The 26,701-nt window shown below is 71.8% G+C and carries 23 protein-coding genes and 1 pseudogene; 10 read left to right on the forward strand and 14 right to left on the reverse strand.

The features are described from left to right. Positions 1-3: 3 nt before the first annotated feature. From ACWERV_RS15415 to ACWERV_RS15450, 8 genes and pseudogenes are all read right to left on the reverse strand, one after another. Positions 4-978, reverse strand: a complete 975-nt coding sequence (locus tag ACWERV_RS15415; protein WP_452933055.1) for an SPFH domain-containing protein — start codon at positions 976-978, stop codon at positions 4-6. 171 nt (positions 979-1,149) lie between these two features. After that, entirely contained in the window at positions 1,150-2,601 is a 1,452-nt protein-coding gene (locus ACWERV_RS15420; RefSeq protein ID WP_452933057.1) for a catalase, read from the reverse strand. Between the two features lie 105 nt (positions 2,602-2,706). Next, on the reverse strand, positions 2,707-4,821 hold the full coding sequence (locus tag ACWERV_RS15425) for an ATP-binding SpoIIE family protein phosphatase (protein WP_452933059.1): 2,115 nt from the start codon (positions 4,819-4,821) through the stop codon (positions 2,707-2,709). Between the two features lie 112 nt (positions 4,822-4,933). Then, complete coding sequence (locus tag ACWERV_RS15430; protein WP_398183397.1) at positions 4,934-5,599, reverse strand: class I SAM-dependent DNA methyltransferase; 666 nt, start codon at positions 5,597-5,599, stop codon at positions 4,934-4,936. 552 nt (positions 5,600-6,151) lie between these two features. Continuing rightward, a pseudogene (fomD, locus tag ACWERV_RS15435) lies at positions 6,152-6,838 on the reverse strand (cytidylyl-2-hydroxypropylphosphonate hydrolase); the annotation flags it as partial. Positions 6,839-6,861: 23 nt separating this feature from the next. Next, positions 6,862-8,274, reverse strand: a complete 1,413-nt coding sequence (locus ACWERV_RS15440; protein WP_398182431.1) for a class II fumarate hydratase — start codon at positions 8,272-8,274, stop codon at positions 6,862-6,864. 150 nt (positions 8,275-8,424) lie between these two features. Further along, on the reverse strand, positions 8,425-9,318 hold the full coding sequence (locus ACWERV_RS15445) for a YhjD/YihY/BrkB family envelope integrity protein (RefSeq protein WP_398182434.1): 894 nt from the start codon (positions 9,316-9,318) through the stop codon (positions 8,425-8,427). A 139-nt stretch (positions 9,319-9,457) separates the two neighbouring features. Beyond that, positions 9,458-11,113: a fumarate hydratase gene (locus ACWERV_RS15450; protein WP_398182437.1), complete on the reverse strand. Its 1,656-nt coding sequence runs from the start codon at positions 11,111-11,113 to the stop codon at positions 9,458-9,460. 405 nt (positions 11,114-11,518) lie between these two features. On the opposite strand from ACWERV_RS15450, the gene ACWERV_RS15455 reads away from it, so the two are divergent. Together ACWERV_RS15455 and ACWERV_RS15460 are read left to right on the forward strand one after the other, a co-directional pair. Further along, complete coding sequence (locus ACWERV_RS15455; RefSeq protein WP_452933155.1) at positions 11,519-12,127, forward strand: DUF1707 SHOCT-like domain-containing protein; 609 nt, start codon at positions 11,519-11,521, stop codon at positions 12,125-12,127. A 252-nt stretch (positions 12,128-12,379) separates the two neighbouring features. Further along, a complete protein-coding gene (locus ACWERV_RS15460) occupies positions 12,380-12,733 on the forward strand; it encodes a WhiB family transcriptional regulator (protein ID WP_398182443.1) in 354 nt (117 codons plus the stop codon). Positions 12,734-12,851: 118 nt separating this feature from the next. Here the strand turns inward: ACWERV_RS15460 and glpX are convergent, their stop codons facing one another. After that, positions 12,852-13,892 carry a class II fructose-bisphosphatase gene (gene glpX, locus ACWERV_RS15465; RefSeq protein WP_398182446.1) on the reverse strand — a complete coding sequence of 347 codons (1,041 nt, stop codon included), beginning with the start codon at positions 13,890-13,892 and terminating at the stop codon, positions 12,852-12,854. Positions 13,893-14,088: 196 nt separating this feature from the next. Between glpX and ACWERV_RS15470 the strand changes: the two genes are divergently transcribed. Continuing rightward, complete coding sequence (locus ACWERV_RS15470) at positions 14,089-14,643, forward strand: DUF4245 domain-containing protein (RefSeq protein ID WP_452933062.1); 555 nt, start codon at positions 14,089-14,091, stop codon at positions 14,641-14,643. A 124-nt stretch (positions 14,644-14,767) separates the two neighbouring features. Here the strand turns inward: ACWERV_RS15470 and ACWERV_RS15475 are convergent, their stop codons facing one another. From ACWERV_RS15475 to xseA, 3 genes are all read right to left on the reverse strand, one after another. Next, positions 14,768-15,361: a malonic semialdehyde reductase gene (locus tag ACWERV_RS15475; protein ID WP_452933064.1), complete on the reverse strand. Its 594-nt coding sequence runs from the start codon at positions 15,359-15,361 to the stop codon at positions 14,768-14,770. 181 nt (positions 15,362-15,542) lie between these two features. Beyond that, the gene (locus ACWERV_RS15480; RefSeq protein WP_452933066.1) at positions 15,543-15,824 is read right to left on the reverse strand and encodes an exodeoxyribonuclease VII small subunit; all 282 of its coding nucleotides are present in this window, start codon (positions 15,822-15,824) and stop codon (positions 15,543-15,545) included. 73 nt (positions 15,825-15,897) lie between these two features. Then, on the reverse strand, positions 15,898-17,136 hold the full coding sequence (gene xseA, locus ACWERV_RS15485) for an exodeoxyribonuclease VII large subunit (protein WP_452933068.1): 1,239 nt from the start codon (positions 17,134-17,136) through the stop codon (positions 15,898-15,900). A gap of 149 nt (positions 17,137-17,285) precedes the next feature. On the opposite strand from xseA, the gene ACWERV_RS15490 reads away from it, so the two are divergent. Next, positions 17,286-18,266, forward strand: a complete 981-nt coding sequence (locus ACWERV_RS15490; protein WP_452933070.1) for a 4-hydroxy-3-methylbut-2-enyl diphosphate reductase — start codon at positions 17,286-17,288, stop codon at positions 18,264-18,266. Between the two features lie 117 nt (positions 18,267-18,383). Continuing rightward, positions 18,384-19,127 (forward strand): polyphosphate--glucose phosphotransferase, encoded by a 744-nt coding sequence (ppgK, locus tag ACWERV_RS15495; RefSeq protein ID WP_452933072.1) that lies wholly within the window; start codon positions 18,384-18,386, stop codon positions 19,125-19,127. On the opposite strand, the gene ACWERV_RS15500 is transcribed toward ppgK, so the two are convergent. Beyond that, complete coding sequence (locus ACWERV_RS15500; RefSeq protein WP_452933073.1) at positions 19,048-19,683, reverse strand: DUF6542 domain-containing protein; 636 nt, start codon at positions 19,681-19,683, stop codon at positions 19,048-19,050. The two genes, ppgK and ACWERV_RS15500, sit on opposite strands and share 80 nt — an antisense overlap. 184 nt (positions 19,684-19,867) lie before the next feature. Here ACWERV_RS15500 and ychF point away from each other — a divergent pair, with 184 nt between their 5' ends. After that, the gene (gene ychF / locus ACWERV_RS15505) at positions 19,868-20,956 is read left to right on the forward strand and encodes a redox-regulated ATPase YchF (RefSeq protein WP_398182469.1); all 1,089 of its coding nucleotides are present in this window, start codon (positions 19,868-19,870) and stop codon (positions 20,954-20,956) included. A 480-nt stretch (positions 20,957-21,436) separates the two neighbouring features. On the opposite strand, the gene ACWERV_RS15510 is transcribed toward ychF, so the two are convergent. After that, entirely contained in the window at positions 21,437-22,153 is a 717-nt protein-coding gene (locus ACWERV_RS15510) for a DUF3387 domain-containing protein (RefSeq protein WP_452933075.1), read from the reverse strand. 127 nt (positions 22,154-22,280) lie between these two features. Here ACWERV_RS15510 and ACWERV_RS15515 point away from each other — a divergent pair, with 127 nt between their 5' ends. From ACWERV_RS15515 to ACWERV_RS15530, 4 genes are all read left to right on the forward strand, one after another. Further along, complete coding sequence (locus ACWERV_RS15515; RefSeq protein WP_452933077.1) at positions 22,281-22,511, forward strand: hypothetical protein; 231 nt, start codon at positions 22,281-22,283, stop codon at positions 22,509-22,511. Positions 22,512-22,670: 159 nt separating this feature from the next. Continuing rightward, positions 22,671-24,620: a GmrSD restriction endonuclease domain-containing protein gene (locus tag ACWERV_RS15520; protein WP_452933079.1), complete on the forward strand. Its 1,950-nt coding sequence runs from the start codon at positions 22,671-22,673 to the stop codon at positions 24,618-24,620. A 392-nt stretch (positions 24,621-25,012) separates the two neighbouring features. After that, positions 25,013-26,317, forward strand: coding sequence for a hypothetical protein (locus tag ACWERV_RS15525; RefSeq protein ID WP_452933081.1), 1,305 nt, complete (start codon positions 25,013-25,015; stop codon positions 26,315-26,317). 75 nt (positions 26,318-26,392) lie between these two features. After that, complete coding sequence (locus ACWERV_RS15530) at positions 26,393-26,668, forward strand: hypothetical protein (RefSeq protein WP_452933083.1); 276 nt, start codon at positions 26,393-26,395, stop codon at positions 26,666-26,668. Positions 26,669-26,701: the final 33 nt, after the last annotated feature.

The raw sequence follows: 26,701 nt of genomic DNA on the forward strand, positions 1-26,701 counted from the left end.
CCGTCACTGGTAGAGGGTCCCCGTGTTGAGCACCGGCTGGGCCGCGCGGTCGCCGCACAGCACCACCAGCAGGTTGCTCACCATGCTCGCCTTGCGCTCCTCGTCGAGCTCGACGATGCCCTGCTCGGTGATCCGGGCGAGGGCCGACTCGACCATACCGACCGCGCCGTCCACGATGGTCTGCCGTGCGGCGACGATGGCCCCGGCCTGCTGGCGCTGGAGCATCGCCGAGGCGATCTCGGGCGCGTACGCGAGGTGGGTGAAGCGCGACTCGATGATCTTCACACCGGCCGAGCCGACCCGTACCGCGATCTCCTGGGAGAGCTGCTCGGTGATCTGCTCGGCGTTGCCGCGCAGCGAGAGCGAGTCGCCGTCGTGGGCGTCGTAGGGGTAGTTGGTGGCGATGTGCCGCACGGCGGTGTCGGTCTGGATGCCGACGAACCGGACGAAGTTGTCGACGGCGAAGACCGCCTGGGCGGTGTCCTCGACCTGCCACACCACGACGGCCGCGAGCTCGATCGGGTTGCCGTAGGCGTCGTTGACCTTGAGCACGGCCGTCTCGTGGTTGCGCAGCCGGGTGGAGATCTTCCGGCGGCGGGTGAAGGGGTTCACCCAGCGCAGCCCGTCCTGCCGGATGGTGCCCTGGTAGCGCCCGAAGAGCTGGGTCACCCGGGCCTCGCCGGGCGCGACCTGGGTGAGGCCGAAGAGCGTGACGAGCGCGCACAGCACGATCAGCACGCCGAGCAGGATGAGCGCGGTGGCCCCGGCGCGCGGCTCCTTGTTGGCGCTGGTGCCGCCGAGCGCGATGAGCGTGACGCCGCCGGCGATGACGACGAGCGCGATGAGCATGAACGGCAGCCCGGACATGCCGAGCGCCCGCCGCTCGCTGAAGCGCGGCGCGGGCAGCAGCGGCGGACCGTCCGGCGCGGGCGCGGTGGGTATGTCGGCGCCGGCGGCCGAGGGCTTGTGCTCTGACATCGGATTCCCCCTGAGGTCCCGAGGTGGTGCCCGGTCGCGTCCGCGACCGTTGGTCTAGCAAAGTGATAGCACAATATTCGGGCCGGGCCCAGCCCGGACGCGGTGCAGCCCCGAGGCACGGGGCGTCAGCACGTGTCCTCGGGGCTGCGGTCCCACGGGGGGAGAGGGACGTCAGGCGGGCTTGACCGCCGCCGCGATCCGGTCGCCCACCTGCTGGTCGACATTGCGCCAGTACGCGAACGCGCGCTCCAGCACCGGTGCGCTCACCCCGTCGCTCAGGTGCCCGGCGACGTTGCCGACCAGCCGCTCGCGCGCCGCGTCGTCCATGACCTCGCGCACCAGCGTGCCCGGCTGCCCGAAGTCGTCGTCCTCGCGGTGCAGGGTGTACGCCTCGCGCACCATGTCGCCCGCCGCCCGCCAGCCGGCGATGTCGCCGTACGCCTCGGGGGAGGCGGCCGGGCCGCCGTACGAGTTCGGCGCGTACGGGGCGCCCACCCGGTTCGGCTCGAAGCGCATCGGGCCGTCCTTGGCGTAGGAGTGCACCGGCACGTGCGGGCGGTTCGGCGGCAGCTGCGCGTAGTTGGGGCCGATCCGGTAGCGGTGCGTGTCGGGGTACGAGAAGAGCCGCCCCAGCAGCATCTTGTCCGGCGACGGGGCCACCCCCGGCACCATGTTCGACGGCTCGAACGCGGCCTGCTCGATGTGGACGAAGAAATCCTCCGGGTTCTCGTCCAGCGTCATCCGGCCGACCTCGATGAGCGGGTAGTCGCCCTGCGGCCACACCTTCGTCAGGTCGAACGGGTTGAAGCGGTAGTCCGCCGCGTCCTCGAACGGCATGACCTGCACCTTCAGCGTCCACGACGGGTGGTCGCCGCGCGCGATGGCCTCCCACAGGTCCTGCCGGTGCGCGTCCGCGTTCTCCCCGGCGAGCGCGTCGGCGTCTGCTTGCGTGAGGAAGTCGATGCCCTGGTCGGTCTTGAAGTGGTACTTGATCCAGAACTTCTCGCCGCCCGCGTTGATCCACATGTACGTGTGCGAGCCGTAGCCGTTCATGTTGCGGTACGTCTTCGGGATGCCGCGGTCGCCCATCAGCCAGGTGACCTGGTGCGCGGACTCCGGCGACAGCGTCCAGAAGTCCCACTGCATGTCGTTGTCGCGCAGCCCGTTGTCGGGGCGGCGCTTCTGGCTGCGGATGAAGTCCTGGAACTTGATCGTGTCGCGGACGAAGAAGACCGGGGTGTTGTTGCCGACCAGGTCGTAGTTGCCGTGCTCGGTGTAGAACTTCAGCGCGAAGCCGCGCGGGTCGCGCCAGCTGTCCGGGCTGCCCTGCTCACCGGCGACCGTCGAGAACCGCGCGAGCATGCGCGTCTCGCGGCCCGGCTGGAAGAGGTCCGCCTTGGTGTACTGGCTGACGTCGTTGGTCACCCGGAAGCGGCCGTACGCGCCGCTGCCCTTCGCGTGCACGACCCTTTCGGGCACCCGCTCGCGGTTGAACTGCGCCATCTTCTCGATGTTGTAGTGGTCCTGGAGCAGGATCGGCCCGTCGGGCCCGAGCGTGAGGGAGTGCTCGTCGCTCTCGACGGGGATGCCGGCGTTGTTCGTGGTGGGGGGTACGTTCGTCATACTTCCTCGCCGCGGATGAGGGTGGGGTCGCCCCCACCGTCGCACCCTCCCGCCGCCCCGGCACGCCGAGCGCGCCCGTCCGCGCGGCCGCTCGTCCCCCATGGCTCAGAGCGGCAGCTCGAACCACACCACCTTGCCCGCGCCCAGGCGGGTCGCGCCCCAGCGCTGGGCCATCCGGTTGACGAGGTAGAGGCCGCGGCCGCCCTCCTCCTCCGGGGCGGCGTGCCGCATCCGGGGCAGCAGCGGGGCGTCGTCGCCGACCTCGCAGCGCAGCACGTCGGTGCGCAGCAGCCGCAGCGTGATGGGGCGTTCGGCGTACCGCACCGCGTTGGTGACGATCTCGCTCACGAGCAGCTCGGCCGCCTCCAGCTGGTCCTCCAGGTCCCAGCGGCGCAGCGCCTGGCGGACCAGGCGGCGGGCCCGGCCGGGGGTCTGCGGCTGCGGCTCCAGGAACCAGTAGGCGACGTCGCTCGGCGCGATCCCGTCGAAGCGGGCGGCGAGCAGCGCGATGTCGTCGTCCCGGTCGCCGGGCCCGAGGATCTCCAGCACCTCGTCGCACAGCGGCTCCAGCGGCGGCGGCGAGACGACGGACGCGGCGTCGTGCAGCCGCTCGCGCAGGATCTCGATGCCGCCCCACACGTCGCGGGAGCGCGACTCGACGAGCCCGTCGGTGTAGAGCAGCAGCGTGGCGCCCGCGGGCGCGGGCAGCTCGACGGCCTCGAAGGGCACCCCGCCGACGCCGATGGGCGCGCCCGGCGGCACCCGCAGCACCTCCGCGAGCCCGTCGGCGTGCAGCAGCACCGGCGGCGGGTGGCCCGCGTTGGCGACGACCAGGCGGTGCGCGATCGGGTCGTAGACGGCGTAGACGCAGGTGGCCATGCGGTCCTGGCCGAGCCGCTGGGCCTGCTCGTCGAGGTGGTAGAGCACTTCCTGCGGCGCCAGGTCCAGGCCCGCCAGCGTCTGCACGGTGGTCCGCAGCTGGCCCATGATCGCCGCCGAGGTCATGGAGTGGCCCATGACGTCGCCGACGACGAGCGCGACCCGGCTTCCGGGCAGCGGGATCGCGTCGTACCAGTCGCCGCCGACCCGGGCGGACTCGGCCGCGGGCAGGTAGCGGCTGGCCAGCTGCACCCCGGTGGGCTGCGGCAGCGAGTCGGGCAGCATCTCGCGCTGCAGGGCGTCGGCGATGTACGCCTCGCGCCCGTACAGCACGGCCTTGTCGACGCCGAGCGCGGTGTGCGTGGCGAGCTGCGCGGCCACCAGCAGGTCGTCGGTCTCGAACGGGGTGCGTTCGGCGCGCCGCAGCAGCACCGCCGCGCCGATCACCCGGCGGCGGCCGCGCAGCGGTGCGAGCAGCGCGCGGCGGCCGGTGGGCAGCGCGGACGGGTCGTCCTGGGGGACGCCGAGCAGTTCGGCGAGCGCGTCGGCGGCGCGCAGCGAGTCGGCGAAGACCGGCCGCACCCCGCGCAGCACCTCGGCGAGCGGCCCGTCGAGCAGCACCCCGATGGAGTCCCCGGCGCCGCCGTAGGAGGGCTCCATGGTGGGCACGAGCGACGGCAGCAGCGGCGCGGCGCCGACCGGCTGGTCGTCGTCCGGCTCGGCGGGGCCTTCGAGGCCGCCGTCCGAGCGGCGCAGCCGCAGCCGCAGCGGGCCGGAGGGGCGTTCGTCGCCGACCGGCAGCGGCTCGCGCAGATAGACCAGGATCGCGTCGGCGAAGGCCGGCACCGCCGAGCGGCACAGGCCCAGCAGGATCTCGTCGAGATCGACACCGCGGGCGATCCGCCGGGTGGCGGCGCCGACATAGCGCAGCCGGTCGGCCTCGGGCCCGGTCTGCGCGGGCATCGGGATGCGCATTGCGCCCGACTCCTCGTCCACGGGGTGGCCGGCCGCTTCGACGGGGGTGCCGCGCGGCGGGGTGCTCACGAAGGCGTTCAGCGACTCCTCGCCGGCCGGCGGTGCGGCGGGCGGCCCGTCGCCCGGGTCGGCCGCCTCCGCGCCCCTGCCGGGCCGTCCGTGGCCGGGGTGCCGCGCGCCGTCCGGCGGCACCGGGCGCGGGCGGCCGGGGGGCTCGTCCGCCGGGCTGCCGCAGGAGCCGGTACGGGGTCCGGTGCGCGGCTCCGGCCCCTCGTCCGCCTGCTTCTCGGGCAGGCTGTAGCCGCCGCGCGGGTCCGGCGCTGGCGCGGCGGGGTGCCGGGGTGGGCGGGGCGGGTCCGTGGTCACGCGAGTCTTTCCATCCGTCTGGGCGCCACGCGAGGGCCGCGGCGGGCTCGGGCCTGATCGGTACTGGCGTTCCTACCTGCGTGTGTGGGACGTCCGGGGCGCGGGCGCGGTTTCACACCCGTCGGCAGCAGAGGTAGATCTGCCGCTCGGGCGGTACGTCCGTGCTGGCCGGCGCGTACGCGTACGCATCCTCCTTGATCACCTCGAAGCCCGCATCCGTGACGATCTCCCGCAGGTCGTCCTGCAGGTAGCCGGACACCCGGATGGTGTGGCCGAGGAACGGGATGGGCACGTCGTCGACGTCCGCCTCGACCATGGACAGGGCCAGCAGGCCGTCCGGCGCGAGCAGTCCGTGGACGGCCCGCAGCGTCTCCGGGATCTCCGAGCGGCGCAGCATCAGCAGCGAGAAGAAGGCGGCGACGCCGTCGAAGCTGCCGGGCTCCAGCGGCGGGCCGTCCGGCAGCTGGGCGATGTCGGCCTGGAGGTACTCGCCCTCCGGCACGTTCTCGCGGGCCAGCGCCAGCATCCCGGCGGACAGGTCCACCCCGGTGACGCGGTGGCCCGCGTCGACGAGCTGGCGCGCGGTGGGCACGCCCGTGCCGCAGCCCAGGTCCAGCACCCGGGAGCCGGGCGGCAGCGCGCCGGCCAGCCAGTCGCCGGCCGTCAGCTGGCTCTGCTTGGTCGGGAAGGCCTCGTCGTAGCGGTCGCCGATCGCGTCGAAGGCCCCGGCCTGCTCGGCGCGGCCCCACGGGCGGTCGTCGGCCGGTACGCCGTCCAGCTCGTCGTCGTCGAAGCCGCTTAGCCCTTCGAGGGCGTCGAGCCCGTCGCCGCCGCTCGGGCCGCCGGTGCCCTGCGGGCCCGCGGAGCCGGAGCCGGTGCCGTCCGGGCCGGCCGGGTCCGCCGGGGTGCTGTGCGTGCCGCGCCCGTGCCCGTCCGGCACGGGGCGCTCCTCGCCGCCGCTTCCCACTGCTCAGGGCCTCCCTGACTGCTCTTCCGATGGTGCCGGGCCGCCCGGGGAGGGAGCCCCGGAAGGTATACGGAGCCCGGCGTCCACCGGGCGTACTGGTGACGCGGCGTCAAACTCTAGGCTGAGATCGGCGTTTCTGCGATGCTCCGGAGAACGATCCTACGGTTGCCGCTCGGGGGCGCAACAAGGGGTTCACGCCGATCGTCTCGCCCGCCGGACGGGAAGTCCCCGACCGGCGGGAACGCCGGGCCCGCCGGTCCCGTCCGCCGTGCCGGAGCCCCCGGGCGCGTCCGGCGTACCGGGCGCGGCGGGCGTGCCGGACACCGCCCCGCCGTCCGTCCCGCCCTCCGCGGCGGCGGGCCCGGACGGCTCGCGGGCCCAGTCGGCGGGCAGCGCCGGGACGGGCCAGGACGGGTCGGGCCGCCAGTCGGGCCAGGGGTCGCGGAAGGGCGGGCCCCACGCCCGGATCGCCTCGACCGCGCGCCGCCCGTCCTGCCGGACCTGGGCGGCGAGCGCGGGCGGCATCAGCCCGTCGGTCTGCGCCTGCGCGAACTCGTCCTCGTCCAGCCAGCGCCAGCCGCGGTCCTGGCGCACCGCGATGTCCAGGAAGTGGTCGACCGAATCCACCCCGCCGGGCCAGCGGTGCAGCGGCCGTTCGAGGTTCACGTACCAGTTGCGGAAGCGCCAGTTCTCGTCCCAGAACAGCCACACCGACCACGGCTCACCCGGACGGGCGAGTTTCAGCACACCGCTGCCCCACCACTTCTCCACCCGGGTGGTGCGCGGCTTGACGTAGCGGGTCGCGAGCGGCTCGCGGTGCACGGGCGTGCCGTCGGCGAGCACCGGGCGCACCACCGGGGTGCCGGGCGCCATCCACACCGCGAGCAGCTCCGGGTCGTCGCGCACCACCGTGACCGGGCGCGCGATGTGGAAGCCGTCGTCCGTGCCGTTGCCCCGGTAGCGCCACAGCACCTGGTCGCCGGGCGCCCAGCGGCCGCCGTTCGGGTCTCCTGGCGGGGACGTCGCCCCGCTCTCGGTTCGGGCTGTCATGAACAGATCTTACGAATCACGCGTTACGGGCGTGTCATGCGCAACACGTCCAGCGCGGTGTCGAGCTGCTCCTCCGTCAGCAGCCCGCGCTCGACGTAGCCGCCGTCCAGGACCGCCTGCCGGATCGTGATGCGCTCGGCGAGCGCGCGCTTGGCCACCTTCGCCGCCTCCTCGTAGCCGATGTACCTGTTCAGCGGGGTGACGACGGAGGGCGAGGACTCGGCGTACTCGCGGGCCCGCTCGGCGTCCGCCGTGATGCCGTCGATCGTCCGGTCGGCCAGCAGCCGGCTGACGTTCGCCAGCAGCCGCACCGACTCCAGCACGTTGCGGGCGATGACCGGCAGCATCACGTTCAGCTCGAAGTTGCCCGCCGCGCCCGCGACCGTGACCGTCGTGTCGTTGCCGATCACCTGCGCGGCCACCATCAGCACCGCCTCCGGCACCACCGGGTTGACCTTGCCCGGCATGATCGACGAGCCCGGCTGGAGGTCGGGCAGCGCGATCTCGGCCAGGCCCGTCCGCGGCCCCGAGGCCATCCAGCGCAGGTCGTTCGCGATCTTCGTCAGGCCCACCGCGATCGTCCGCAGCTGGCCCGAGGTCTCCACGACGCCGTCCCGGGCTCCTTGCGCCTCGAAGTGGTCGCGGGCCTCGGTCAGCGGCAGCCCGGTGGCCCGCGCGACCTCGGCGATGACCGCGGCCGCGAAGCCGGGCGGGGTGTTGATGCCGGTACCGACCGCGGTGCCGCCGAGCGGCAGCTCCGCGAGCCGCGGCAGCGACGCCTCCAGCCGCTCGATCCCGTACCGCACCTGGGCGGCGTACCCGCCGAACTCCTGGCCCAGCGTCACGGGCGTGGCGTCCATCAGATGGGTGCGGCCGGACTTGACGACGTCCGCGAACTGCGCGGCCTTGCGCTCCAGCGACTCGGCCAGACGGGTGAGCGCGGGGATCAGGTCGCCGGTCACGGCGGCGGTCGCGGCGATGTGCAGGGAGGACGGGAAGACGTCGTTGGACGACTGGCTGGCGTTGACGTGGTCGTTGGGGTGCACCGGGCGGCCCAGCCGCTCGGTCGCCAGCGTCGCGATCACCTCGTTGGCGTTCATGTTCGACGAGGTGCCCGAGCCGGTCTGGAAGACGTCCACCGGGAAGTGCGCGTCCCAGCGGCCCTCGGCGACCTCCTCGGCCGCCGCGCTGATCGCCTCGGCCATGTCCTCGTCCAGCACCCCGAGCGCCGCGTTGGCCTGCGCGGCCGCCGCCTTGATCCGGGCCAGCGCCGCGATGTGCGCACGCTCCAGGGGGCGGCCGGAGACGGGGAAGTTCTCCACCGCCCGCTGCGTCTGGGCCCGCCACTTCGCGGCCGCGGGCACCCGCACCTCGCCCATCGAGTCGTGCTCGACCCGGTAGTCCTCCGAGCCGTCGTCCGTCCCGTGTACGTCCATGCCTACTACAGTGCCCCGTCCGGGGCCTTTGTTCCCGCCGGGCCCGCCGCCGCGGGCGGGCGGCCGATGCGTACCGCGCGGGGCGCGCCGGGGACGTACGCCCGGGGGCGCGGGCCCGGCCGGGCGCGCCGCCGGACGCCCGGGGGCGGGTCAGTCGATCGCGCCGCCCGCGCCGTCCGAGCGCCAGCGCATACCGGGGGCGGCCTCCTCGGGCTCCTCCAGCCAACCCTCCTGCCGCGGGCGGGGGATCTCGGCGCCGCGCCGCAGGATCCGCACGTCCCGCAGGTGGCGGCCCAGCAGGGCGCCGCCGAAGACCACGAAGCCGACACCGACGAGCCAGGTCACGACCGTCAGCACGGTGCCGACCGGGCCGTACGCGTCACCGTTGCTGACCATCAGCTGCGCGAAGAACAGGTGCGAGAAGATCCGCAGGCCCGCCAGCCCCAGCATGGTGAAGACCGCCCCGGGCAGCGCGGTGCGCACCCGCACCGACCCGTAGAGCAGGAAGCTCTGGCCCCAGGCGAAGAAGAGGACCCCGAGCAGGAAGGTCGCGGCGATCCGGGCGCCGCGCTCGGCGAGGCTGCTGCCCATCGCCGCGGCGCTCTGCGACTCGCCGAAGAGGTAGGCGGTCAGCACCACGAGCCACACCGTGCGCCGGTAGTCGCGGTGCCACGGCCCGGACGGCTGGTCCCAGATCTTCCGGTAGCCGGTCTCCACGCTCGCCACGAAGGACAGCCCGAAGTACGCGAGCGAGGCCAGGCTCCACGCGCTGGTCGCGCTCAGCACCGTGTTCGGCGCGGCGAAGAGGGTGCGCAGCCGGTGCGAGCCGTCGGGCGTGAGCCCCATGCCGTCCACGACCCACTGCGCGAAACCCGGGCGGTTCTCCCACGGCGTCGCGGCGGCGACCACCACCAGCAGCGGCATGAGCGTCACGAAGCCCAGTGCGGCGAAAGCCATCGAACGGTGCATCAGCTCGATGTGCATCGCCTGCTTCGTCAGCCGCCCGGCCGCGGACCGCCTCCACGCGTTCATCACACCGGCCATGGCACGTCATCCTCCCAGCATCCTGAGCTGTGGATACCGGCCCGCCTCCCCCGAACGCAACTCGGCCGCCACCGCTACCCCTTACGCCCCGTTTCGGGGGGCGCGCAGGGCACCGGCGACGGCCGAACGGCAGCCGGGCTCACGCCCCCTGACGTACCGGAATGCTGGTGAAGGTCGGTGCGGGCGCCGGGTCGGTGAAGAAGTCGTTGCCCTTGTCGTCGACGACGACGAAGGCGGGGAAGTCCTCGACCTCGATCTTCCACACCGCTTCCATGCCCAGCTCGGCGTATTCGAGGACATCGACCTTCTTGATGCAGTCCTGCGCGAGGCGCGCCGCGGGGCCGCCGATCGAGCCGAGGTAGAAGCCGCCGTGCGCGGCGCACGCGTCGGTGACCTGCTGGGAGCGGTTGCCCTTGGCGAGCATCACGAAGGAGCCGCCCGCCGCCTGGAACTGCTGCACGTAGGCGTCCATGCGGCCGGCCGTGGTCGGGCCGAAGGAGCCGGAGGCGTAGCCCTCGGGGGTCTTGGCGGGACCGGCGTAGTAGACGGCGTGGTCGCGCAGGTACTGCGGCATCTCCTCGCCCGCGTCGAGCCGCTCCTTGATCTTGGCGTGCGCGATGTCGCGCGCGACGACGAGCGGGCCGGACAGCGACAGCCGGGTCTTGACCGGGTACTTGGTCAGCTCCGCGCGGATCTCGTCCATCGGCCGGTTGAGGTCGATGCGGACGACGTCCTCGTCGAGGTGCTCGTCGGTGGTCTCCGGCAGGAAGCGCGCCGGGTCGGTCTCCAGCTGCTCCAGGAAGACGCCCTCGGCGGTGATCTTGGCGAGCGCCTGCCGGTCGGCCGAGCAGGACACCGCGATCGCGACCGGGCAGGACGCGCCGTGCCGCGGCAGCCGCACCACACGCACGTCGTGGCAGAAGTACTTGCCGCCGAACTGCGCCCCGATGCCGATCTTCTGCGTCAGCTCGAAGACCTTCTGCTCCAGCTCCTTGTCGCGGAAGCCGTGCCCGGCCGGCGAGCCCTCGGCGGGCAGCTCGTCCAGGTAGTGCGCGGAGGCGTACTTGGCGGTCTTGAGCGCGAACTCCGCGCTGGTGCCGCCCACCACGATCGCCAGGTGGTACGGCGGGCAGGCCGCGGTGCCCAGCGAGCGGATCTTCTGCTCCAGGAAGCGCATCATCGACGCCTCGTTGAGGACGGCCTTGGTCTCCTGGTAGAGGAACGACTTGTTGGCGCTGCCGCCGCCCTTGGCCATGAAGAGGAACTTGTACGCGCCGCCGTCGGTCGCGTACAGCTCGACCTGGGCGGGGAGGTTGGAGCCGGTGTTCTTCTCCTCCCACATCGTCAGCGGCGCCATCTGCGAGTAGCGCAGGTTGAGCTTGGTGTAGGCGTCGTAGATGCCGCGCGAGAGGGCCTCCTCGTCGCCGCCCTCGGTGAGCACGTTCTGGCCGCGCTTGCCCATGACGATCGCCGTGCCGGTGTCCTGGCACATCGGGAGCACGCCGGCCGCCGCGATGTTGGCGTTCTTGAGCAGGTCGAGCGCCACGAAGCGGTCGTTGGGGCTGGCGTCGGGGTCGTCGAGGATGCGGCGCAGCTGGGCGAGGTGGGTGGGGCGCAGGTAGTGCGAGATGTCGTGCATCGCCTCGGCCGCGAGCCGGCGCAGCGCCTCGGGCTCGACCTGGAGGAAGGTGCGCCCGCCCGCCTCGACGGTGCTCACGCCCTCGCTGGTGATGAGGCGGTAAGGAGTGGTGTCCTCGCCGAGAGGGAGCAGGTCCGTGTATTCGAAGTCGGGCATATCGGGCATTCCTCACTCGGCTGCGTCGTCGCTGAAGCGCTTCCAGCATACGAGCGTCCCCGCGGCCCTCCGGCTGTGAGGTCCGGCTCACCCCGAGAGCCGAAGGGCCTTGCGGGGCCCGACCCCTAGGGGTCGGATGGGGGGCGGCTCCGGCTGTTCCCGGGGTGGTCGCGATCTATCGCGTCCTTGTACCGTGGACGCGTGGACGAATCGCAGCTCCAGAAGCCCGGACAGCAGCCGGCGGACGCCGCCGAGACCGCCGCGGCCCCGGCCGCCGCAGCACCCGCCGCGCCCGCACCCGCGGCCCCTGCCGCTCCGGCTCCGGCCGCTCCGGCTCCCGCCGCTTCCGCCCCCGCTCCGGCCGCCCCCGCCCCGGTCGCGACCGCGGCCCCCGGCGCCGGCGGCCTGCGGGCGTCCGACGCCGACCGGGACCGTGTCGCCGACATCCTGCGCGAGGCGCTCGCCGAGGGCCGGCTCGACTCGTCCGAGCACTCCGAGCGGCTGGACCACGTCTACGCCGCCAAGACCATGGGCGAACTGGAGCCGCTCGTCGCCGACCTGCCCGCGGGCGCCGCGTCCCACCCCGCCGCGGCCCCGGCGGCCGCCCCGCGCGGCTACGCCGACGGCGGCGGCGAGAACCCCAACCTGGTCGGCATCCTCGGCGGCGCCGAGCGCAAGGGCCGCTGGCGCGTCGGCAGCAAGATCACCGCGGTCGCCATCCTCGGCGGTGTCGAGATCGACCTGTCCGAGGCGACGTTCACCTCGCCCGAACTCGTCATCCACTGCACCGCCGTGATGGGTGGCGTCACCATCAAGCTGCCGGAGAACGTGACGCTGCGCGGCGGCGGCGTGATCGGCATCATGGGCGGTTCCGACATCAAGGCGTACGAGTCCCCCGATCCCGGCGCGCCCGTCGTGCGGGTGGACGGGGTGGCCTTCTGGGGCGGCGTCGAGGCGAAGGCCAAGCGCGGCAAGAAGGTCAAGGACTGGACGAAGAAGCAGCTCGCCGACTGACGCGGCCCAATCGCCCGGACAGCGCGGGCGGTTGGTGCGTAAGTACGCCAGCGGTGCTGCGTGTTCACGCCAACTCCAGGTCAGCGTGGGTGCCGTGGCCTGCGCACGGGCGAACACGGTGCGCATGAAGTCGCGTACAGCGGGTAGGGGAACGGGACACGCAGCCGCGCTGCCGCTGTCGTACGCCGCGCACGGGGAGCAGTCGGCGGGCGGCAGGCGTGGCACACCACGAGCCGTCGTCAGGAGTATCCCGTGCTTCAACCGATCGAGCCCGTCACGGAACCGACCACTCCACCAGGTCACCCGCGTGACCTTGGCGGGCCCTGGCACTCCGACGCGGCCTGCCGCAGCGACGAGGCCGGCCTGTTCTTCGCGCCCTCCAAGGAGCCGACCGCCGCCCGGCTGGCCAGGGAAGAGGCCGCGAAACGGGTCTGCGCCCGCTGCCCGGTCATGCTGGAGTGCCGCGAGCACGCCCTCGTCCAGCCCGAGCCGTACGGGGTGTGGGGCGGCATGACCGCGGCCGAGCGCCGGGTCGTCCTCGCCCGCAGACGCCGCCGTGAGGTCGAACTCCAGCGCCCGGCACCGCAGATAGCCGTGGCGGGCTGAACGCCGCGGCGCACGTCCTGCCCGGACGGCCGCGGGGCCGAAGCGGCCGGGTCCGGGCAGGAGGTGCGTGCGGCGGGCGTACGGCGCACGGACGCGCACGCGGGCCTGCGGGACAGGCTCAGCGCGCCCGGTCGAAGTCGATCGTGCTGTACGCGCGCAGCTTGGACAGCTGGTGCACGGAGTCGATCTGCCGGATCGTGCCGGACTTCGACCGCATCACCAGCGAGGACGTCGTCGCCGTCTCGCGCCGGTAGCGGACCCCGTTCAGCAGCTCGCCGTCCGTCACGCCGGTCGCCACGAAGAAGACGTTCTCGCCGCTCACCAGGTCCGTCGTCGTGAGCACCCGGTCCAGGTCGTGCCCGGCGTCCAGCGCCCGGCGCCGCTCCGCGTCGTCCTTGGGCCACAGCCTGCCCTGGATCGTGCCGCCCAGACACTTCACGGCGCAGGCCGCGATGATGCCCTCGGGGGTGCCGCCGATGCCCAGCAGTATGTCGACGCCGGTCCCTTCCCGGACGGCCATGATCGCGCCCGCCACGTCGCCGTCGGCGATGAACTTGATGCGGGCGCCGGTCTCGCGGATCTCCTTGACCAGGTCGTCGTGCCGCGGCCGGTCCAGCACCACCACCGTGACGTTCTCCACCGCGCTGCCCTTGGCCTTCGCCACCCGGCGGATGTTCACCGACGGCGGCGCGGTGATGTCGACGAACTCCGCCGCCTCCGGTCCGACGACCAGCTTGTCCATGTAGAAGACCGCCGACGGGTCGAACATGGTGCCGCGATCGGCCACCGCGAGCACCGCCACCGCGTTCGGCATGCCCTTGGCCGTCAGCGTCGTGCCGTCGACCGGGTCCACGGCGACGTCGCACTCCGCGCCGGTGCCGTCGCCGACCCGCTCGCCGTTGTAGAGCATCGGCGCCTCGTCCTTCTCGCCTTCGCCGATCACCACCACGCCGTTCATCGACACGGTGTGCACCAGGGTCCGCATGGCTCTGACGGCCGCGCCGTCCGCGCCGTTCTTGTCGCCGCGCCCGACCCACCGTCCGGCGGCCATCGCGGCGGCCTCGGTGACCCGGACGAGCTCCAGGGCCAGGTTGCGGTCGGGTGCCTCGGGTGCCACTTCCAAGGCGGGGGGCAGATTCTGTCCGTTGTGCTCGGTCATCGCAGCGCACCTTCCTGTACGAGGACGGCCGGTAGTTGAGGGTGCCGCCAACCTACCTGCTGCCCGCGAATCTGAGCAGGGCACGCGTCACATGAGCGGGTACGTGCCGTGGCCGTCCGGACGCCCTGCGCGCAGTGTGCGCCGCGCGGCCCACCCGGCGGTCCGGACGCGCCGGGGCATGGGGGACGATAGGGGCGTGGCAGCAGACAAGCGTGGCAACAAGACGGTGAAGGACCTCCTCCTGTCCCTGGCGGTCCTCGCCGTCGTCGTCGCCGTGATCTACCTCTTCATCCCGCACGACTCCAAGGCGTCGCCGGCCAAGTCGCTCAAGGTCGACTACACCGCCTCGCTGGAGCAGGCCCGGCGCTGGGCCCCCTATCCGGTGGCGGCCCCGGAGGGCCTCGGCAAGGAGTGGACGCCCACCGCGGACACCTTCGACGCCACCGACCCGCACAAGGTGACCTGGCACCTCGGGTTCGTCAGCACCGACAAGGAGTACGTCGGCGTCGACCAGAGCAACGCCACGCCCTCCGCCTTCATCGCCGAGGTCACGCTCGACGGCAAGCGGCAGGGCAGCGGCACCGTCAGCGCAGGCGGCGTGCAGTGGGAGCAGTGGAAGAGCAAGCGCTACACCGCGCTGGTGCACCAGGAGCAGGGCCACACCACGGTCGTGCTCGGCACCGGCCCGCTGTCCCAGATCACGTCGGTGGCCGCCCTCGTCAAGGAGAGCGGCGGCGCGCAGGCGCAGTAGGCACCGGGAACGACGAAGCGCCGCCCGCGCGGGGGAACGCGGGCGGCGCTTCGGTGCGGGGCCCGTACGGATACGGGGCCCCGCGGCACGTCGGACGGTGCGGTGCGTCGGACGGTGCGGTACGTCAGACGGTGGTGACGACCTGGTCGTACTCCAGGCGCGGGTTGCGCGGGAACCAGGCGTCCTCGCCCGGCTTGCCGATGTTGACCACGGCCAGCACCGTGTGCTCGCCGTCGGCGAAGAACTCCTTGTTGATGCCCTCGGCGTCGAAGCCGGTCATCGGGCCGGCCGCCAGGCCCGCCGCGCGCACGCCGATGATGAAGTAGCCCACCTGGAGCGACGCGTTCAGCGCGGCCGAGGCCTCGCGCACCGGGCGCTCGCTGAAGAAGACGTCCTTGGCCTGCGGGAAGTGCGGCAGGACGGTCGGCAGCTCCTCGTGGAACTCGTTGTCCGCGGCCAGGATCGCCACCAGCGGGGCGGTGGAGGTCTTCGGCTGGTTGCCCTCGGCCATGTGGCTCACCAGGCGCGCGCGGGCCTCGGTGGAGCGGACCAGGACGACACGCAGCGGCTGCTGGTTGAAGGCCGTCGGGGCGTACTTGACCAGGTCGTAGATGGCCTGGACCTGCTCGTCGGTCACCGGTTCGTCGGTGAAGGTGTTGGCGGTGCGGGCCTCACGGAAGAGCAGGTCCTGGGCGGCGGAGTCGAGTGCGAGCGTCATGGTTTACCTCTTGGGGGGAGAGTCGTTCTGAGCAGTCGGTACGCGGTGTCCCTGGGCGGGACACCGGATCCAACATGTGTGAACACTCAACCATTCCGCGTTCAACTGTGACGCCGGTCACGTCCCCCGCGGGTGTGACCAGGCCTTTTGCGGCTCAGCGGGCCCCCGAGCCGGCTGCGGCTCATCCCTCGCCGGACTCCGGGTCCTCCCCGCCGTCCCCGGCACCCCCGGCACCCCCGGCGTCCTCCGCCGCCTCGGCCGCGAGCGCCGCGTCCAGCCGCTCGCGGGCCCCCTCCAGCCAGCGCCGGCACACCCGCGCCAGCTCCTCGCCGCGCTCCCACAGGGCGAGCGACTCCTCCAGCGTGGCGCCGCCCGCCTCCAGCCGGCGTACGACGTCGATCAGCTCGTCCCGGGCCTGCTCGTAGCCCAGCGCGGCGGTGGTGGTGTCCTGGTCAGCTCCCATGCGCCCAGCCTAGGGGCGCCCACGGACAGCCCCGCCCCGCCCGGGGCCCGCGGCCCCGCCGTCCGGCCCCGCCTCAGCCGGCCGCCGCGTCCCCTGCCCCGTCCGGGCCCGTCACCCGTACCGCGAACTCGCCCTCCGCGACCCGCGCCCGCAGCGCGTCGCCCGCCGCGACCTCCGCCGGGTCACGGACCGCCGCGCCGTCCGGGCGCTGGAGCACCGCGTAGCCGCGGCGCAGCGTCGCGGCGGGGGAGAGGGCGACGACCCGGGCCAGGGTGTGCGAGAGGTCGGCGTCCGCGCGGTCCAGCGCGTGCCGCAGCGAGCGGCGGGCCCGCTCCAGCCGGTCGGCCACCTCGTCCGCCCGCTCGTCGATCATCCGCTCGGGCCGCGCCATCACCGGCCGGCTCAGCGCCGCCGCGAGCCCGCGCTCCTCGCGGTCCAGCAGCCCGCGCATCACCCGCAGCGCCCGGTCGCTCACCAGCCGCACCCGGGCCAGCTCCTCGCGCACGTCGGGCACGACCCGCTTGGCGGCGTCCGTCGGCGTCGAGGCCCGCACGTCCGCGACCAGGTCCAGCAGCGGGGAGTCCGGCTCGTGCCCGATCGCCGAAACGACGGGCGTGGCGCACTCCGCGACCGCGCGCACCAGCTGCTCGTCGGAGAAGGGCAGCAGGTCCTCGACGCTGCCGCCGCCGCGCGCCACGACGATGACGTCCACCTCCGGATGCGCGTCCAGCTCCCGTACCGCGGCGATGACGCGCGGCACCGCGGTGGCGCCCTGCACCGGCACGTTGCGCACCTCGAAGCGGACCGCGGGCCAGCGCAGCCGCGCGTTCTCCCGTACGTCCCGCTCGGCGGCCGAGGCGCGGCCGGTGACCAGGCCGACGAGCTGCGGCAGGAAGGGCAGCGGGCGCTTGCGGTCGGCGGCGAAGAGCCCCTCGCCGGCCAGCTGCCGCTTGAGCCGCTCCAGCCGCGCCAGCAGCTCGCCCACGCCCACCGGGCGGATCTCCACCGCGCGCAGCGACAGCGTGCCGCGCGGCCCGTACCACTCCGGCTTGGCGTGCAGCACGACCCGCGCGCCCTCCCCGACCACGTCCGCGACCTGGTCGAAGACGGCGCGGAAGCACGTCACGGTGAGGGAGATGTCGTGCGAGGGGTCGCGCAGCGTCAGGAAGACCACGCCCGCGCCCGGACGGCGGCTGAGCTGGGTGATCTGCCCCTCGACCCATACCGCGCCGAGCCGGTCGATCCACCCGCCGATCAGCCGGGACACCTCGCCGACCGGGATCGGCGCTTCCGCCGAGGTGCTGAGAGCCATTCCCCGACCTTAGCGCCGCCCTCCGACACCCCGGCCCCGGTCCGGGGCGCGCGGACGGCGGCCCGCCGGCGCGCGGGAGCACGTGGGTCGGCCCGCGAAACCCCGAGCGCCCACGTGTCCGCCAAGAGCACCCCCGTACGATGGTCGGCATGACGACCGAAGCCAGCCGCCGCGTCCTGCTCGCCGCCCCCCGCGGGTACTGCGCGGGCGTCGACCGGGCCGTGATCACCGTCGAGAAGGCGCTCGAGCAGTACGGCGCCCCCGTCTACGTGCGCAAGCAGATCGTGCACAACAAGTACGTCGTGCAGACCCTGGAGAAGAAGGGCGCGATCTTCGTCGACGAGACGGAGGAGGTGCCGGAGGGCTCCATCGTCATCTTCTCCGCGCACGGCGTCGCGCCCGTCGTCCACGAGGAGGCCGGGGCCCGCCGCCTCGCCACCATCGACGCGACCTGCCCGCTGGTGACCAAGGTCCACCGCGAGGCCGTCCGCTACGCCGACTCCGACTACGACATCCTCCTCATCGGCCACGAGGGCCACGAGGAGGTCATCGGCACGATGGGCGAGGCGCCTGAGCGCACCCACCTCGTCGACGGCCCGGCCGACGTCGCGGGGCTCACCGTCCGCGACGAGAACAAGGTCGTGTGGCTGTCCCAGACCACGCTCTCCGTCGACGAGACGATGGAGACGGTCGACGCGCTCAAGGACCGTTTCCCCAACCTGCTCTCGCCGCCCAGCGACGACATCTGCTACGCCACGCAGAACCGGCAGGTCGCGATCAAGCAGATCGCGGCGGACGCCGACCTCGTGATCGTCGTCGGCTCGCGCAACTCCTCGAACTCCATCCGGCTCGTCGAGGTCTCGCTGCAGGCCGGCGCGGACGCCGCCTACCTGGTGGACTTCGCCGACGAGATCGACGAGGCCTGGCTGGAGGGCGTCGGCACGATCGGCGTCACGTCCGGCGCGTCGGTGCCCGAGATCCTCGTCGACGGGGTGCTGGAGTGGCTGGCCGCGCGCGGCTACGGCGACGTGGAGGTCGTCACCTCGACCGAGGAACACATCCAGTTCTCACTGCCCAAGGAACTGCGGCGGGATCTGCGTGCGGAGGCCACCGCCGGGGAAGCCTCGTAAGGACTGCGGCTGTTTTCCGCCGCGTCCGCTGTTCGCTTGCTGCTGTTCCGCTGTTCCGCCTCCCGCGGGGGGAGCCACGAGAGGTGAGGTCCGCGGCCCGCCTCTAGCCTGGAGGTCATGAACGTGTTCGGTGTGGACATCGGCGGTACGGGCATCAAGGGCGCCCCGGTCGACCTCGACAAGGGCGACCTGGCCGACGCGCGGTACAAGGTGCTCACCCCGCACCCGGCCACGCCCGACGCCGTGATCGACGGCGTGGCCGACGTCGTGCGGCACTTCGGCTGGTCCGGCGCGCTCGGCGTGACCTTCCCCGGCGTGGTGGTGGACGGCGTGACGCGCACCGCCGCCAACGTCGACAAGGGCTGGATCGGCGTCGACGCGCGCGCGGCGATCAGCGACAAGCTCGGCCTGCCGGTCGTCGTCATGAACGACGCGGACGCGGCCGGCGTCGCCGAGATGACCTTCGGCGCCGGGCGCGGCCGCGGCGGCACGGTCATCGTCCTCACGCTGGGCACGGGCATCGGCAGCGCCGTCTTCGTCGACGGCCGCCTCGTCCCCAACACCGAGCTGGGCCACCTGGAGCTGCACGGCCACGACGCGGAGTCGCGCGCCTCGGTCAAGGCGCGCGAGGACGAGGACCTGAGCTGGGAGCACTGGGGCCACCGGCTGCGCAAGTACCTCGCGCACGTCGAGATGCTCTTCTCGCCGGATCTGTTCGTGCTGGGCGGCGGGGTGAGCCGCAAGGCCGAGAAGTTCCTGCCCTACCTGCACGGGCACGGGCTCACCGCGGAGATCGTTCCCGCGGAGCTGCAGAACAACGCCGGGATCGTCGGCGCCGCGATGGCAGCCGCAAAGCTCTGACGGCGACGATCACGGCCGCGGCGACGGTCCCGGTGTAGAGCCAGCCCGTCATCAGGGCCAGCCCCGTGAAGAGCCCGAGCAGGTGGCCGACGAAGCTGCCGTCACCGCTGTCGGCGGTCAGCGCGATCCCGACGGCGAAGGCGATCGGCGCCGACACCGGGGCGGCCACCAGGTCGTACGGCCGTACGTACATCGCCGCGGTCATGCTCACCAGGACGAAGACGACCCCGAAGAAGACACCGGGCCCGTCGAAGAGCAGGGCGTCCAGGCCGCCCGCGAGGACGGTCACGAGGGTGGTGAGCACGCCCGTGCCCAGGCCCGTCAGGCGCGGGCGGGGGCGGCGCAGGGCGCGCAGCCGGCGCAGGAGGGCGGCGGCTGCGGCCGCGCCGCCGCCCTTGCCGGGTCTGCGCGGTCTGCCGTCCCCTCCGCCGCCCTTGCCGCCTCCCGCCTTGCCGCCCTTTCCGCCGCCCGCGGGGCGTGCGGGAGCGGGCCGCGGGGCGACGGGCACGTTGGCACCGCCGCCGGGCCCGCCCGTGCGCGCGCTGTGTTGATCCACCTACTCAGCGTATTTGTATCCCGTCCGGAAATCCGGCAGCGTACGACGACATTCCCCCGCCTGGGCGCCGGTGTTCGAAGCGGGGGCGGGCCGCCCGGCCCGCGCCCCGTAGACTGGCGTGGCGCCCGTCCAGGGGGCGCGCGGCCCGTCACGGGGCCGCCGCGGAAGCAACGGGAAGTCGCCAGTGTCGCTCACCATCGGAATCGTCGGCCTGCCGAACGTCGGCAAGTCGACGCTCTTCAACGCCCTCACCAAGAACGACGTGCTCGCGGCCAACTACCCGTTCGCGACGATCGAGCCCAACGTCGGTGTCGTCGGCGTCCCCGACCCGCGCCTGACCACGCTCGCCGAGGTCTTTGGCTCCGCCCGCGTCCTGCCCGCCACGGTCGACTTCGTCGACATCGCCGGCATCGTCCGCGGCGCCTCCGAGGGCGAGGGCCTGGGCAACAAGTTCCTGGCGAACATCCGCGAGTCCGACGCGATCTGCCAGGTCATCCGGGCCTTCAAGGACGAGAACGTCGTCCACGTCGACGGCAAGGTCTCGCCCAAGGACGACATCGAGACGATCAACACCGAGCTGATCCTCGCCGACCTCCAGACCATCGAGAAGGTCCTCCCGCGGCTCCAGAAGGAGTCCCGCATCAAGAAGGACGTCGCCCCGAAGGTCGCCGCCGTCGAAGAGGCCCAGGCCATCCTGGAACGCGGCGACACCCTCTTCTCCCAGGGCATCCTCCAGGGCACCGAGCGCGCCGCCCTCCTGCACGACCTGCACCTGCTCACCACCAAGCCCTTCCTCTACGTCTTCAACGTCGACGAGGACGAGCTGACCGACGACGCCTTCAAGGCCGAGCAGCGCGCCCTGGTCGCCCCCGCCGAGGCGATCTTCCTCAACGCCAAGCTCGAAGCGGACCTCGCCGAGCTCGACGAGGCCGACGCCCTCGAACTCCTCGAATCCGTCGGCGCCACCGAACCCGGCCTCGCCACCCTCGCCCGCGTCGGCTTCGAGACCCTCGGCCTCCAGACCTACCTCACCGCCGGCCCCAAGGAATCCCGCGCCTGGACCATCAAGCGCGGCGCCACGGCCCCCGAAGCCGCCGGCGTCATCCACACGGACTTCCAGAAGGGCTTCATCAAGGCCGAGGTCATCTCCTTCGACGACCTCACCGAAGCCGGCTCCGTCACCGAAGCCCGCGCCAAGGGCAAGGCCCGCATGGAGGGCAAGGACTACGTCATGCAGGACGGGGACGTGGTGGAGTTCCGCTTCAACGTTTAAATCCTTCGAACAAGAACCCCTCCGCTCTGCATTTATGCAGGTCAGAAGGGTTCTTGCTGTTCGAAAGTGGTTGCGTTCCGCTAGAACGTTGATGGGTGGGTTCGGCGACCGCGGCTATCTGTTTGTGCAGGTCAGAGCGGTGTGACCGTGTAGTTGAACGCGGTCGGCCTTTGCGGTTGCTGGATCTGTGCTGGATGGGAACGATCTTGAGTGAGGATTCAGGGCAACCTCATTCATGGAACCTGCCCGGGACTGGCCTGGGGCCGGGCGGCGATCCGGTGTCGCTGTGGGCAGGCGACCATGGCTTCGAAGGCACCCAGGCTGGGAGTCCTGGCACGACCGCGGTCCCGTGGTCGTCCGCCTTGCCGACCCCACTGGTCCTGGCAGCACGGCCTTCACCGACCCGTTCGCCGCATCCCACTCACCGCCCTGCACCTCCCGGACAGCAAGCGACCGCCCATAGTGAATTGCCGATACGCATTACCCCTCCGGAATCCCAGTGGCGGACCACTCGTCAGCGAAGTGCTCCATCTGCTTCAGGACCAGGTTGACGGCCTCCGGGCGCTGGTCCGGCGGGTACTTGTGGCGGGCCAGGAGGCGCTTGATGGCACTGCGGAGGCCGGCGCGGACAGGCTCGCGGGCGATCCAGTCCGGCTTGAGCTTCTTCTGGACCTCGGCGACGAGATCGCGGGCGATGGCGGCCGGGACCTCGTCGCCCATGAGCTGCTGCGCTGTGCCGTGGTCGGCGACCGCGTCGTAGAAGGCGAGCTCGCGCCAGTTCAGCGGCGGGTCGAACTTCTCACCGCGTCGGGCGTCGTCGACGACCTCCTTGGCCATTTCGACGAGCTTGGCGATGAGCTCGGCGCTGGTGTACTGCTGCCGCATGTAACGGGTCATGAGGTCCTGCAGTCGCTCGGAGAACGCCGTGCGGCGGACGATGTTGTGCCGCGTGACCTCGCGCATCTTCTGCTCGACCAGGCGCCGCAGCGCTTCCACCGCCAGGTGCGGGGTCTCGCTGTTTTGCAGCTTGGTGACGAGGGCGTCGCTGAGGTGCGTCAGGTCCGCGACCTCCAAGCCGGCCTCGGCGAACAGGTCGGTTATGCCGCCGGTTTCGACGACGGAGGACGTGAGCTGGGCGAGGTACAGCTCGATCTCACGGCTCTGCCCGACGGGCAGGCCGCGGGCCTCGCGGTCCATCGCGTCGAGCAGCCGGTGCCACCCGGTGCCGCCGGACGATCGGACGACCCGTCAGGCGGATGATTGGGGCCGTCCGCACCGTCCCCTGAGCACCACGAACCTGACGGGAGGTCCACCGACGGACTCCTTGATCGTCGACGTCAGTTGCGTCACCGAGCAGGGGTTGCGTCTGTACGAGGTCCTCGGCGCGGACCGTTGCTCCTACCAGGACCTGCGAGATGGAGCGACCCGGCTCCTCGAGATTGACCACACTCTGCCGAACTCGGCAACCGGTCTCTACCTCGTCCTATGCGGACCGACGACCGAGGACTGGGCCGCCGACACCATCCGGGAAGCCGGGACGGCGCTCGGCGGGTGACGCGCCCTCGTCCGAGGCGGACGTTTTGAACGAATGCCAGCACATGAACTGTGGACCGCCCTCGCTGTGCGATCCGCAGTAACCTTCGGTCACTCTCGCACCGTTGCTCTAAAGATGGACCCCGCTCGTAGACACGGCGGGCCGACAGAAGAGGCACGCATGAAGATTTCGCAGATCCTGGACAAGATCGATTCCGGGGACATCGCCCTTCCGGAGTTCCAGCGGGGCTATGTCTGGACCCGGGACCAGGTACGCGCGTTCTTCCAGTCGCTGTACCGCGGCTACCCGATCGGTGGGTTTCTCACCTGGAGCACCAAGGCCGACAGCGCAAGCACCCGCGGGAGCGGCCCGGAGAAGGACGGCAGCGTGCAGCTGCTGCTCGACGGACAGCAGCGGGTGACCACACTCTACGGTGTCACCCAGGGCCGCTCGCCTCGCTTCTTCGAGGGTAACCAGGCCGCGCTCAACGGGCTGCACTTCCACCTGGAGACCGAGACCTTCGAGTTCTACGCCCCCGCCAAGATGAAGGATAATCCTCTCTGGGTCGACGTCACTGCCCTCTTCAAGGGAGGACTCGGCGCGCTTCTGCCCTCGATCACCGCGCTTGCCGGCAGCGACGGGTCCCTGGTGGCGGCCTACATCGAGCGCCTGAACCGGATCACCCAGATTACCGACCGCAATATCCACATCGAGGAGGTCACCGGCAAGGACATGACCATTGATGTCGTCGTGGAGATCTTCAACCGCGTCAACTCCGGCGGTACCAAGCTATCCAAGGGTGACCTGGCCCTCGCAGCCATTTGCGCGTCATGGCCCGACGCGCGCCCGACCATGAACACAGCCTTGAAGAACTGGTCCGACGCCGGCTTCACCTTCAAGCTGGACTGGCTACTCCGCAACGTCAACGCCGTCCTGACCGGAGAGGCCCAGTTCTCGAAACTGGGCGACATCGAGGTTGCGGAATTCCAGACCGGCCTGAAACAGACCATCGAGTCCGTCAGTTACATGCTCAACGCCCTCGGCGGCCGCCTCGGTCTCGACCACGGACGGGTGCTGAACGGCAGGGCCGCCTTCCCCGTCATGAGCCGTCTGCTGCACCACCACTCCGGCAAGTTCCCCGACGCCATGACCCGCGACCGGCTCTTCTACTGGTTCATTCACAGCTTCCTCTGGGGTCGGCACACCGGCGCCACAGAGACCGCCCTCAACCAGGACCTCGAGGCAGTCGACGCCGGAGGCGTCGACCGGCTCATCGAGACGCTGAGGCAAGCACGCGGCGGCCGACTGGAGGTCCGCCCCGACGACTTCCAGGCATCCAGCATGGGATCCCGCTTCTACCCGCTGCTCTACATGCTGTCCCGCGTCCACGGTGCACAGGACCTGGACAGCGGCGTCCCCCTCAAGGCCGGCATGCTCGGAAAGCTCAGCTCCCTCCAAGTGCATCACGTCTTCCCCAAGGCCCTTCTCTACAAGCACGGTTACAGCAGGGCCGAGGTCAACGCCGTCGCCAATTTCTGCTTCATCACCCAGGACACGAACCTGCAGATCAGCGCCAAGCGGCCCGAGGACTACCTCCCGGAGGTTGCCCAGAAGATTCCGGGCGCCCTCGAATCGCAGTGGGTACCCACCGATCCGGAGCTGTGGCACATCGACGCCTACCCCGCGTTCCTCGCCGCCCGGCGCGAACTCCTCGCCGAGGCCGCGAACAGCTTCCTCAGTACACTGCTCGAAGGGCCGTCGCCCGTCGGCCTGGCCGCGCCCGCCGACGCGTCGATCCTCAGGCCGGCCGCCGCTCCTGACCCGGCCACTACCACCGACGAGGACATGCCGGGCCTGGCCCAACTCCTGGAGGACCTGCATCAGCAGGGCTTCGCCGAACCGGAATTGGACAGCGAGGTGACCAACCTCGTACCCGGGAGCCCCGTACTCGTGGCCACAGCCTTCTGGCCCCAGGGCCTCCAGGAGGAGGTGGGCGACCCTGTCGTCCTGGTCCTGGAGACCACCCCGGACGAGCAGGCCGCCTTGGAGGCGAGCGACTACCGCGTCTTCCACAGCATGGACGCCTTGCGGCGCTACGTAGGCAACATCCACACCGACCAGGTGGCGTGACGGCCTCACGATCACCGAAGAAGAGGGACCGGGCGGCTCCGTCTCCCAAAGTACTTCGTGAGGCCGGCGCCGGCGACGCGCTGGCAGTCGCGTGAGGCCTCCTGGACGCCGAGGGAGGAGTGACGATCGCCTGAGCCCCACGTGAAGAACATGTCGGTGACAGCTTCAGGCGAGTGTTGGCCAATCTCCTGGTCCGCCCGATCTGCCGGGCCGCGGTAGAACGTCCGCTGTCATGTCCTTCCACATACGTAAAACCAAAAATCCCGTGCTGCACGACGCGGGTTACGCCAGCCGCTACGTTCGTGTCCGCAGAAAGGTTCGGCTGTGGGTAGCACTCCGGCGGCGCGCCGGCGCCCGCACCGCTATCGTCTGCGGGGAGGCGAGGGGGAGTGATGGGCGACGAGTACACCACAGTCGTGCCTGTGTGGGCTCTGTCGACGGCGGACGGCACGCACGTGCCTGCGGCGACCGGTGGGGACGCGCTCACTCCTGAGCGCCTGGTGGAGCTGCGGTCGGCCCTCGCGGCGTTCTCCCAGGCCCCTCTGGTCACCCTGGAGGCCCATCCGCTGACGGTACGTCACAGCCGTGGCTCCGGGTTGCTGCTGGGCGCGGTAAGTCCGCTGGCCCAGGAGCTGTCCCGTCTGGTCGCCGGGCACTCCCGCGACATTCCGGCCGTTGCCGCGGTTGCCGGGTCCGGTGAGGTGCTCTACCGGATGGTCGTGCCCGCGAAGGTGGCGACGCAGGTCGGCAAGGGACTCGTGAAGCCGATGGTGCCCAAGGCGGTGCCGCACGGCGTCTACGGTGAACTGGTTGACCAAAGCAGCAAGTTGATTGCCGCCAAGGCGGCGTTCGTCCCCGTCGGAACAGCGGGGACCGCAGGCGCGGCGGGCGCGGCGGCGGGGACCGCCGCAGCCGGGACGGCGCTCACCGTCGCCGCACCGCTGATCCTCATGGCGGTGGCCCTCGGCGCGAGCGCGTACGCAGACCACCAGCGCCAAGCCGCGATCCAGCGCATCACAGAGCTGCTGGAGGATCTCCGCGACGAGAGGCTGGAGCAGGAGCGGAGCGAGCTGGACGGGTGCCGGGACGCGATCGACAAGGCCACGGGGGTACTCCTCGACCAGGGGAAGATTGGTGCGTCGCTTGGCCTCGACTCTGCGGCTCACGCGATCAGCACGGCGACCGAGAGGGCGGGCCGCCGCATCGGGAAGTGGGAGGCCGCATTCGCCGCGTTCGGTGACGGACGGGTCGACGTCGCCGACCTAGAGGCGGCGTTCGACGGCGTTACCACCGAGGGGGGCCGCTTCCGCGCCCACCTCGAACTCGCCGCGCTAGCCATCGCGCTCAAGCGGCGGGTGAACGTCCTCCAGGCTGTGGAGGCCGGGCAGGACGACCCCGGCAATCCCTTCGAGAACTTCGTGCGCAGCCTGAACACCGACCAGCGGCGCGTCGACGAGCTCGAAGCCCGGATCGCGGGCGTGCTCCTGCGGCTGTCGTCGCTGGAGCTGGGCCCCCCGAAGCGTTTGACCGGCAAAGTCATGACGCGGGGGCAGGTGGACGCCCTGCTGGAGGCGTCCTACCGGATCAGGTCCTTGGCGCGGGGCGTCACCACCGCGGCTCCGGCCGCGGACGTCGTCATCGACATCGAGAGGCACGCCGACGGCGGCCTCCTGGTGCTTCCGGCCCGCGCGGCCTAGTGACCGGCGACCGGCGACCGGCGACCGCTCAGGACACCAAGGCCGTCGGTCCCGTCGCAAAATACGTCCCTGGTCGTGCCCATCCCGTCGGCCATGCTGGCAGTCGCGGACATCACCGACCGTGTTAACAAGCTGTGGATCGCCGGCGAACTCGTCAGGGCCACAGTATGTTCGGGGCGGACACCGATCACGGCTCCGGTGTCCACGACGTTCAGCCTGTGGCGGCGGTGTGCCGGTGTGGAGCCGGATGGACGGCGGCCCAGAACGCTGGATCCGCGCTGGATAGGCATTCCGATGGGCCTGTTGTTGCTGGTGACAGGGAAGCGGCCAACATTCCGCTTTAACGTCTGACGTCATGTCAATGTCTGTGCCCGGCACGTCTGT

The sequence above is a fragment of the Streptomyces sp. NPDC004031 genome, assembly GCF_053604375.1.